Below are 9,121 nucleotides of genomic sequence, written 5' to 3'. Positions count from 1 at the left end.
AGGATGGGTTGAGCGCAGCGATACCCATCACCACATGCACCCGCAGTGATGGGTATCGCTGCGCTCAACCCATCCTACGACCTTACGCTACATCCACCGTCAGGCTCGCACCGTCCGCCTGCGTGATCTTCACGCGCGTTCCTGCCGGGACATCCGGCCCGCTGACGCGCCACACCGTGTCGTCGATCCGCACAATCCCGGCCCCATCCACGATCGGGCGGTCCAGCGTGCAGACGCGGCCGATCATCGCGTCGGTGCGCTTGTTGAGAAACGGATTTGGATTGGCGCCGGGCTTCTGCTGGGCGACGCGGCGCCAGATCGGCACCGCAGCGGCAGCGAACACGGCAAACAGCAGCATCTGCAACTGCCAGCCCGGCGTGACGATGAAGGACAGCATGCCGACCAGAAAGGCGGCGAGGCCGAGCCAGAACAGGAAGATGCCCGGCGCCAGCAGCTCCAGCGCCATCAACAGCACGCCGAAGATGAGCCAGTTCCAGGTGCCGAGCGTGACGAACATCTCTGCCATGGCGTGATCCTCAGGCGCGCGGCGGCGCGGTCGGCGGCACCGAGCCGGTGCGGCGCGCGGCCTGCGAGGCCGTCGCATTCTCACCGAAGGTCGCCTTGGCGATCTCGCCAATGCCAGCCAGCGAGCTGAGCATGGACGTGGCTTCCAGCGGCAGCATGATCACCTTCTGGTTCGGCGATTCCGCGAGCTGGCCGAACGCCTTGATATACTTGTCGGCGATGAAGTAGTTCAGCGCCGCCACGTCGCCGCGGCCGATGGCTTCCGACACCATCTGCGTGGCCTTGGCTTCCGCTTCCGCAGAACGCTCACGCGCCTCGGCATCGCGGAACGCGGCTTCGCGACGGCCTTCGGCCTGCAGGATCTGCGACTGTTTTGCACCCTCGGCGCGCAGGATTTCCGACTGGCGCTGGCCTTCCGCCTGCAGGATGTCGGCACGTTTGACGCGCTCGGCCTTCATCTGCCGGCCCATGGCCTCGACCAGATCGGCCGGCGGCGCGATGTCCTTGATCTCGATGCGGTTGACCTTGATGCCCCAGGGCGCGACGGCGGCATCGACCACGCGCAGAAGGCGTTCATTGATCTCGTCGCGATGCGACAGCACCTGATCGAGATCCATCGAGCCCATCACCGAACGGATATTGGTCATGGTCAGCACCACGATGGCCTGCTGCAGGTTCGACACCTCGTAGCTCGCCTTGGCGGCATCGAACACCTGATAGAACGCAACCCCGTCGACACCGACGGTGGCGTTGTCCTTGGTGATGACCTCCTGTTCGGGAATGTCGATCACCTGCTCCATCATGTTCACCTTGCGGCCGACACGATCGAAATAGGGAATGATGAGATTGAGGCCGGGAGACAGCGTGCGGGTGAACTTGCCGAAGCGCTCGATGGTCCAGTCGAAGCCTTGCGGCACTGTCTTCACGCCGGCGAACAGCGTGAAAATGATCAGCAGTACAATGGCAATGGCGAAAATATCGAAACCGGACATAGGACCCCCTTCGGCAAAATGGACGCGCGACGCAATACGCCGCGCTGTTTTGTCGTTCGCGGGGATTTTAAGGTTCGACGCGGGGAAAAGCGAGAGTGTCGCGAGAGCATGGGCCGCGACACCGCGCGCCGCGGGGCTTGTGCGCTAGATCCAGCCCTGCAGCTCGCGCAGCACGAGTTGCCGGATCACGTCCATGCCCTCGTCGCTGTCATTGAGACAGGGAATTGCCGAAAACTTCTCGCCACCGTTGTGTAGGAAGATCTCACAGTTCTCCTGCGCGATTTCTTCGAGGGTTTCCAGACAGTCCGCGGAAAAGCCCGGCATGACAACGGCAAGACGCTTCATGCCATCCTTCCCGAGTTGCTCGATGGTCTTGTCCGTATAGGGCTGCAGCCACTCGTCGAAGCCGAAGCGCGACTGGAAGGTGAGCAGCAGCTTCGGCGCCCCCGGCCCGAGCCGCTTGCGCAGCGCTTCGGTGGTCGCGACGCATTGCGCCTGATAGGGATCGCCCTTGTCGATGTATTTCTGCGGCATGCCGTGGAACGAGGCCACGATCATCTCAGGCGTGAAATCCAGCGTCGCCAGATGTTTCTCGATGGAGATGGCGAGCGCATCGATATAGGCCGCATCGACATAATAAGGCGGCGTCACCCGCAGTGTCGGCTGCGCTCGCATGTCGGCCAGCACGCGGAACGCCTGATCGCAGACTGTCGCCGATGTGGCTGCCGAATATTGCGGATAGAGCGGCACCACGAGAATCCGGTCGCAGCCCTGTTTGGTGAGCGCCGTGATGCGATCGCGCATCGACGGATTGCCGTAGCGCATGGCCCAATCCACCACGAGATGGCTGTGACTGCCGAGCGCTGCAGCAAGCTTCTCGGATTGCGCGCGCGTAATCGTCTTCAGCGGAGACTCGTTATTCTCCGTATTCCAGATCTTGAGATAGTCCTTCGCCTTCTTGCGCGGGCGCGTGTTCAGGATGATGCCGTTCAGCACCAGCTTCCAGAACAGCCCTTGATTCTCGATCACGCGGGCGTCGGACAGGAATTCCTTGAGATAGACGCGAACGCCCCTGGCATCGGCGGTGTCGGGCGTGCCGAGATTGACGAGCAGCACGCCGACGCGTTCCGGCTGAGCGGTGACGGCGGGCGGCGCTTCTGCGAGGGCAATGGCGTCTGTCATGGTGCGGTTGGCTTCGCGCTTCGGACCAGGGTTGTCAATGAGACTCTCTTAACGAGCATGATCTGTCCCGAAAACCGGTTCCCACTTTTCGGAATCATGCTCTAGAAACACCTGACCGGCTCGGTGCCGAGATAGCCGAGCAGCAGGCCCACGCCGAACACCAGCACGATCCCCGCAGCGCCAAGCTCGATCCCGCGCATCACCAGCGCGCCGCGGCCGTCACGGCTGCCGGCGAGGCGCGCGGCCAGGCCCTTGGCGGAGACGGCGATGACGGCGATCGTCGCCACCGTGATCGCGGTGCCGAGCCCCATCACGAAGGTGGCAGCAATGCCGGCCCAGAACAGGCCCTGCGCCAGCGCAAAGACCAGCACGAGGATCGCGCCCGAACATGGACGGATGCCGACCGTCAGCACCGCCGACAGGCCGCGCCACCAGCCGCCGGGACCGGCGAGCTGGTCAGGCGTCGGCCCGTGCGAGTGGCCGCAATGATCGCAGTGATCGTCATGGGCATGGTGATGATGCGCATGGGCGTGGGCCTCCGCATGCGCCGTATGGGCATGCGCATGGCCGTGCTCATGATGATGGTGATCATGCCCGTGGTCGTGGGAATGGCTGTGCGCATGCGCGGAGGCATGCGCCATCGCCAGCTGGGGGCCACCGGTCTTGAGCGAAGGCCGCAATGCCCGGAAGAAGCTCCGCCCCTTGACCCAGACCAGCCGCGCACCAAAGGCCGCGATCAGGCCGTAGCTGGCGATCTCGATGACACGCTCGGTGCTGCACATGGTGCGAGCGGTGACATTGAGCAACCATGCGCCGATGCCGACGATCAGCACCGCCACCAGCGCCTGCATGAAGGCCGAGACGAAAGACAACGCGATGCCGCGCCTCGCGGTCTCTTCATTGGCGACCAGATAGGACGAGATCACCGCCTTGCCATGACCGGGGCCAGCAGCATGGAAGATGCCGTACAGGAAGGAGATGCCGAGCAGCGTCCACACCGCGCTGCCATCGGACTTGGCGGCGCGGATCGTCGTCGACATCGCGCGGTAGAATTCGGACTGCTTTGTCAGCAGCCAGCCGATGATGCCGCCGACCTGGGAGTCCGGCACGCCTTTCGGAGCGCCGAAGGGATTCTGGGCGAAAGCCGCATGCACGGACGCATCGGCAATGACGACGCAAGCCAGCGCCAGAAGCGCCGCCCCGGCGACCGCTCGCGATTTGCTCATGGGCAGTCCACCGTCACCTTGTTGGCGAACATCGCGCCGAAATTGCTGTTCTCGCCATTCATGAAGGTGTCTTCATTCATGGTCTGCGCCTTGGCCGCACCGCCATCGGACGGGCGCTGAATTCCCATCGTGCAGGAAGCCGGCGCGCCGACCAGCTTGATCGGATCCGTCTTCTCCAGGCTGAAATCGATGAAGTAGGAGGGGTCGAACACTTCGAGCGCCAGCTGTTTGGTTTTCACCGGCGCCTTGAACGGCAGCGTGAAGTGCAGCGTGAGGCCGGCGTCAGTCTTTTCAAGATAATAGTCGATGGGCTCGTTGAAGTGCTCTTTCTTGCCATTCGCCTTGGCGAAGGTGAAGAATTTGTATTCCTGCAACGACTCCACATTGGTCTGCGCCAGCGGCGCCAGATCCTCGCGGGTGTAGACGCCGGGCGTCTTGGTCGCGAGCCCCTGCAGAGCATAGGTCGAGAACATGTCGTCAAACGTCCAGGCATGGCGCACGCCCGTGATGGTGCCATCCGGCGCGTAGAGCAGCTCGCTGCGGGCCGCGACGAAGACATGAGGATGCGCGGCAGCACTGGCGATGCCGGAGACGAAGGCGAGGAGGAGTGCGAAGAGGCCAAGGATAGCGCGCCGAACGCTCCTGTCATCCCGGCGAACGCCGGGATCCATAGGCACCGTCATCGTGTTGATCCGTGTGGTCAGCTGCATCGCTTCATCATGTCGTCGGAGGGTATGGATCCCGGCATTCGCCGGGATGACAAGCTCAAGCAGCGTCGAGCAATCCGCGCCGCCGTAGCAGCGCATCTGCCTCCGGCGCCCGTCCACGAAACGCCACATAAGCGGCTTCCGGATCAACCGAGCCACCCGACGAATAGATATCGTCATGCAGCCGCTTGGCGGTCGCTGCATCAAAAATATCGCCCGCTTCCTCGAAAGCGCCGAAGGCATCGGCATCCATCACTTCCGACCACATATAGCTGTAATAGCCCGATGCGTAGTGATCACCGGAAAAGATGTGGCCGAACTGCGTGGGCCGGTGACGCAGCGCGATCTCTTCGGGCATGCCGATCTTCTCCAGCTCCTTCTTCTCGAAGGCCGCGACATCGGCGGAGGCCGATGCCGGCTGGGTGTGGAATTCGAGATCGATCAGCGCTGACGAAACGAACTCCACCGTGGCAAAGCCCTGGTTGAACTTTCGCGCGGCGATGAAGCGCTTCAGGAGATCATCCGGCAGCGCCTCGCCGGTCTGATAGTGCTTTGCGAATTGCTGCAGCACCTCGGGCCGCTCCTGCCAGTGTTCGTACAGCTGCGATGGCAGTTCGACGAAATCGGTGAAGACCGAGGTACCCGACAGCGACGGATAGGTCACGTTGGACAGCATGCCATGCAGGCCATGACCGAATTCATGGAACAGCGTGCGCGCATCGTCCGGCGACAGCAATGACGGCTGGCCATTGGTGCCCTTGGCAAAATTGCAGATGTTCAGCACCAGCGGCGCGGTATCGCCGTCGAGCTTCTGCTGGTCGCGCAGCGACGTCATCCAGGCACCCGAGCGCTTCGATGAGCGCGCGAAGTAATCGCCATAGAACAGCGCCTTGTGCTCGCCCTTGGCGTCCTTGACCTCCCAGACGCGCACATCGGGATGCCACACCGGCACATCCTTGCGCTCATGGAAGGTGATGCCGAACAGCTTTGTCGCCACATCGAACTGCGCGGCGATCATGTTGTCGAGGGTGAGATAGGGCTTGATCGCCGCATCGTCGAAATTGGCGCGGCGCTGGCGCAGCTTCTCGGCGTAATGGCGCCAGTCCCAGGCGGCGAGCTTGAAATTGCCGCCCTCCTCCGCGATCAGTTCCTGCAGCGCGTCGCGATCGGCAAGCGCGCGGGCCCGCGCCGGCTTCCAGACGCGCTCCAGAAGGTTGCGCACGGCCTCCGGCGTCTTGGCCATGGAATCTTCCAGGCGATAGGCGGCGAAGGTCGGATAGCCCAGGAGTTTGGCGCTTTCCTCGCGCAGCTTCAGGATTTCGACGATGGTCGTGTTGTTGTCATTGGCATTGCCATTATTGCCGCGCTGGATGAAGGCCTTGTAGGCCTTCTCGCGCAGGTCGCGTCGCGTCGAGCTCTGCAGGAACGGCTCCATGGACGAGCGCGACGTGGTGACGATCGCCTTGCCGGGCTTGCCGCGTTCTTCTGCGGCCGCCCTCGCCGAGGCGACGAAGCTGTCGCTCAAGCCATCGAGATCGTCGTCGCCAAGCTCCATGGACCATTCCTGCTCGTCGCCGAGCAGGTGATGGCTGAAGGTGGTGCCGAGATGGGCGAGGCGTTCATTGATTTCGGCCATCCGCGCCTTGGCGGTCTCGTCCAGCCCGGCGCCGGCGCGGTGGAAGCGGGTATAGGTGCGCTCCAGCAGGCGCGCCTGTTCGGGCTTCAGATGCAGGCTGGCCGCGTTGTCGCGCAGCGCCGCGATGCGGCCGAACAGCACGGCATTCATCATGATCGGATTCCAGTGCCGCGCCATCCGCAGCGACACGTCCTTGTCGATCTCCAGAATCGCCGGATTGGAATGCGCGGAGACGAGGTCATAGAACACCGCCGCCACCTTCGAGAGCAGCTTGCCGGAGCGCTCCAGCGCCGTGATCGTATTCGCAAAATCCGGAGCCGAGACATCATTGACGATGGCGGCGATCTCGCCGGCGTGGTCGGCAAACGCCTGCTCGAAAGCCGGCATGAAATGTTCCGGCTTGATCTCGTCGAAGGGCGGGGTCTCGAACGGGGTCTGCCACGGTTTCAGAAGGGGGTTATCGAGACCTTTCGACGCAACCGGCGAAACCTGCGTGTCCGACATCATAAATCCTGCTTTGCGGCCCAAACGACACGGGAATCTATACCACGCATGGGGCTTTTTTGAGCCCTTACCGCTTGCCGCAGCTGGCTTTTTCGCTAGATTGCGGGCCGAAACAGGACCTTATCGACCATGACCACTTCCACCGGATCCCGCCGCATCAACTGGCCCAGCGTCATCACCGTCATTTCGGCGGCGATCCTGATTGGCGCAGAAGTTTTCGGCGCAGCTTTCGCGGGTGGCTGGGCGCTGTCGATCCTGTTCGGCCTCGACACCCTCGGCGAGCATGTGCTGCAGGTCGTGCTGTTCCTCTGCGGCGTCGCCGTCATGGCCGCCTTCATGCGCACCGCCGCCCGCGTCGAGCCGTTCACGCGCCGGGGCTGAACTACGCCCTTCTGTAGGGTGGGCAAAGCGGAGCGTGCCCACCTTCTCGCGCCACGCACTTGATGGTGGGCACGTCGCTACGCTCCTTTGCCCATCCTACAAATCCGAGCCCGCGACGATCCTCCGCACCGCTCATTTTGATACTTCACACCTCCGCCAAGGAATCGTCGCAAACCGCTAGCCGGCTAGAGGCAAACACGCGTCGGCCGTTAATACTTGTTCATCTTCGCGGCATGCACTGCGTCCCGTTTGCAACGCCTCGGCCTGGCGTCGCAAAAATTGCCCCCGAGCCCAAAAAAGTTGTTGCGATGGGGGTCCAAAGAACTTATGTGCGGTCTTGCCCAATTTCGCACGTGCCTGTGGTCGTGTGTCAGTCGGTAGGTATCCGGACAAGAGGCCGGACAGCCGCCAAGGGGCGAAGAAGCCGAGGGTCGCTCGAAAATCTCCTCTGGAGATATTGCGGGAGGCCAGCATCTCTCTCCAGGGATGCCTTGATGAAGGCGACTTTGCTCTTTGCAACCGTGACTGGCAGCCGGAGGCGAACCGGCGCACCCCGCTCTCAACGGGGGACGCGACTTAAAGCAACGACGGATCGGGCTTTTTTGGTCTCTACCGGCAGTCCAACGCCGGCGCGGGCTACTGAAAAGGCTTGTCCTTCATTGCCAGGTGTGCGGGCGGGAAATCTCCCAACCAATCCACGGCAGCACAGTTTGATCTGAGCATTTTGGCTCGTCCGCCTCCATCGCGTGACGTCGCCGAAGAGCTTCGATCATACGCATATTTGCTTTTGCGCCCCTTTTCGCGAAGGGCGTTGGGAGAGTGCTATGACCGAACGTATCCAGGAATTCCTGCGCGCCCGCCGCAACAAAGGCCTCGACACCGAGCCGTGTCTGGTCGTCGACCTCGATGTCGTGCGCGACAATTTCCAGACCTTCGCCAAGGCGCTCCCTGACTCGCGCGTGTTCTACGCCGTGAAGGCCAATCCGGCGCCGGAAGTGCTCTCGCTGCTGGCCTCGATGGGCTCATGCTTCGATTGCGCCACCGTGGCGGAAATCGAGATGGCGCTCGCCGCCGGTGCCACGCCGGACCGCATCTCCTATGGCAACACCATCAAGAAGGAGCGCGACATCGCGCGCGCCTTCGCGCTGGGCATCCGCATGTTCGCCGTGGACTGCGCGCCGGAAGTCGAGAAGGTGGCCCGCGTCGCACCGGGCGCAAAAGTGTTCTGCCGCATCCTCTATGATTGCGCCGGCGCGGAATGGCCGCTGTCGCGCAAGTTCGGCTGCGATCCGGAAATGGCTGTCGACGTGCTCGATCTCGCCAAGCGCCTCGGCCTCGAGCCGGTCGGCATCTCGTTCCATGTCGGCTCGCAGCAGCGCAAGGTGAAGGCGTGGGACCGCGCGCTGGCGATGGCCTCGTCGGTGTTCCGTGACTGCGCCGAGCGTGGGATCAACCTCACCCTCGTCAATATGGGTGGCGGCTTCCCGACCAAGTATCTGAAGGACGTGCCGCCCGTGCTGCAATACGGACGATCGATCTTCCGTGCGCTGCGCAAGCACTTCGGCAACGCGATTCCGGAGACCATCATCGAGCCGGGTCGCGGCATGGTCGGCAATGCAGGGATCATCGAGACCGAGGTCGTGCTCATCTCGAAGAAGAGCGACGAGGACGACAATCGCTGGGTCTATCTCGACATCGGCAAGTTCGGCGGCCTCGCCGAAACGATGGACGAGTCGATCCGCTACGCGATCCGCACCCGCCATGACGGCGCGGAGATGGCACCTTGCGTGCTCGCCGGCCCGACCTGCGATTCGGCCGACGTGCTGTATGAGAAGGCACCGTATCCGCTGCCCGTCACGCTGGAGATCGGCGACAAGCTGCTGATCGAAGGCACCGGAGCGTATACCTCGACCTATTCGGCGGTCGCCTTCAACGGCATCCCGCCGCTGCGGACCTACCACATCTAGT

Annotated in this window: 8 protein-coding genes; 2 read left to right on the top strand and 6 right to left on the bottom strand. The window is 62.9% G+C overall.

What is annotated here, in order from left to right; genetic code table 11:
• Window positions 1-82: 82 nt before the first annotated feature.
• The 6 genes from ACIQ17_RS26655 to ACIQ17_RS26630 all read right to left on the bottom strand — a co-directional run bounded on the left by ACIQ17_RS26655 (window position 83) and on the right by ACIQ17_RS26630 (window position 6,772).
• On the bottom strand, window positions 83-526 hold the full coding sequence (locus ACIQ17_RS26655) for an NfeD family protein (protein WP_398472331.1): 444 nt from the start codon (window positions 524-526) through the stop codon (window positions 83-85).
• A 10-nt stretch (window positions 527-536) separates the two neighbouring features.
• Window positions 537-1,517: an SPFH domain-containing protein gene (locus ACIQ17_RS26650; RefSeq protein WP_398472330.1), complete on the bottom strand. Its 981-nt coding sequence runs from the start codon at window positions 1,515-1,517 to the stop codon at window positions 537-539.
• Window positions 1,518-1,661: 144 nt separating this feature from the next.
• On the bottom strand, window positions 1,662-2,699 hold the full coding sequence (gene hemH, locus ACIQ17_RS26645) for a ferrochelatase (protein WP_398472329.1): 1,038 nt from the start codon (window positions 2,697-2,699) through the stop codon (window positions 1,662-1,664).
• A gap of 101 nt (window positions 2,700-2,800) precedes the next feature.
• On the bottom strand, window positions 2,801-3,925 hold the full coding sequence (locus ACIQ17_RS26640) for a nickel/cobalt transporter (RefSeq protein ID WP_398472328.1): 1,125 nt from the start codon (window positions 3,923-3,925) through the stop codon (window positions 2,801-2,803).
• Entirely contained in the window at window positions 3,922-4,596 is a 675-nt protein-coding gene (locus ACIQ17_RS26635; protein ID WP_398472332.1) for a DUF1007 family protein, read from the bottom strand. Before ACIQ17_RS26635 ends, ACIQ17_RS26640 begins: the two co-directional genes overlap by 4 nt.
• 94 nt (window positions 4,597-4,690) lie before the next feature.
• Entirely contained in the window at window positions 4,691-6,772 is a 2,082-nt protein-coding gene (locus tag ACIQ17_RS26630; protein WP_398472327.1) for a M3 family metallopeptidase, read from the bottom strand.
• Window positions 6,773-6,901: 129 nt separating this feature from the next.
• On the opposite strand from ACIQ17_RS26630, the gene ACIQ17_RS26625 reads away from it, so the two are divergent.
• Window positions 6,902-7,153: a hypothetical protein gene (locus ACIQ17_RS26625; RefSeq protein WP_398472326.1), complete on the top strand. Its 252-nt coding sequence runs from the start codon at window positions 6,902-6,904 to the stop codon at window positions 7,151-7,153.
• A gap of 824 nt (window positions 7,154-7,977) precedes the next feature.
• Complete coding sequence (locus ACIQ17_RS26620) at window positions 7,978-9,120, top strand: type III PLP-dependent enzyme (protein ID WP_398472324.1); 1,143 nt, start codon at window positions 7,978-7,980, stop codon at window positions 9,118-9,120.
• Window position 9,121: the final 1 nt, after the last annotated feature.

Origin of the sequence: Tardiphaga sp., from assembly GCF_044340795.1 — a bacterium.
GTDB lineage: Bacteria > Pseudomonadota > Alphaproteobacteria > Rhizobiales > Xanthobacteraceae > Tardiphaga.
Note: the sequence above shows the minus strand (reverse complement) of the source record. Positions and strands in the feature narration are given on the sequence as shown.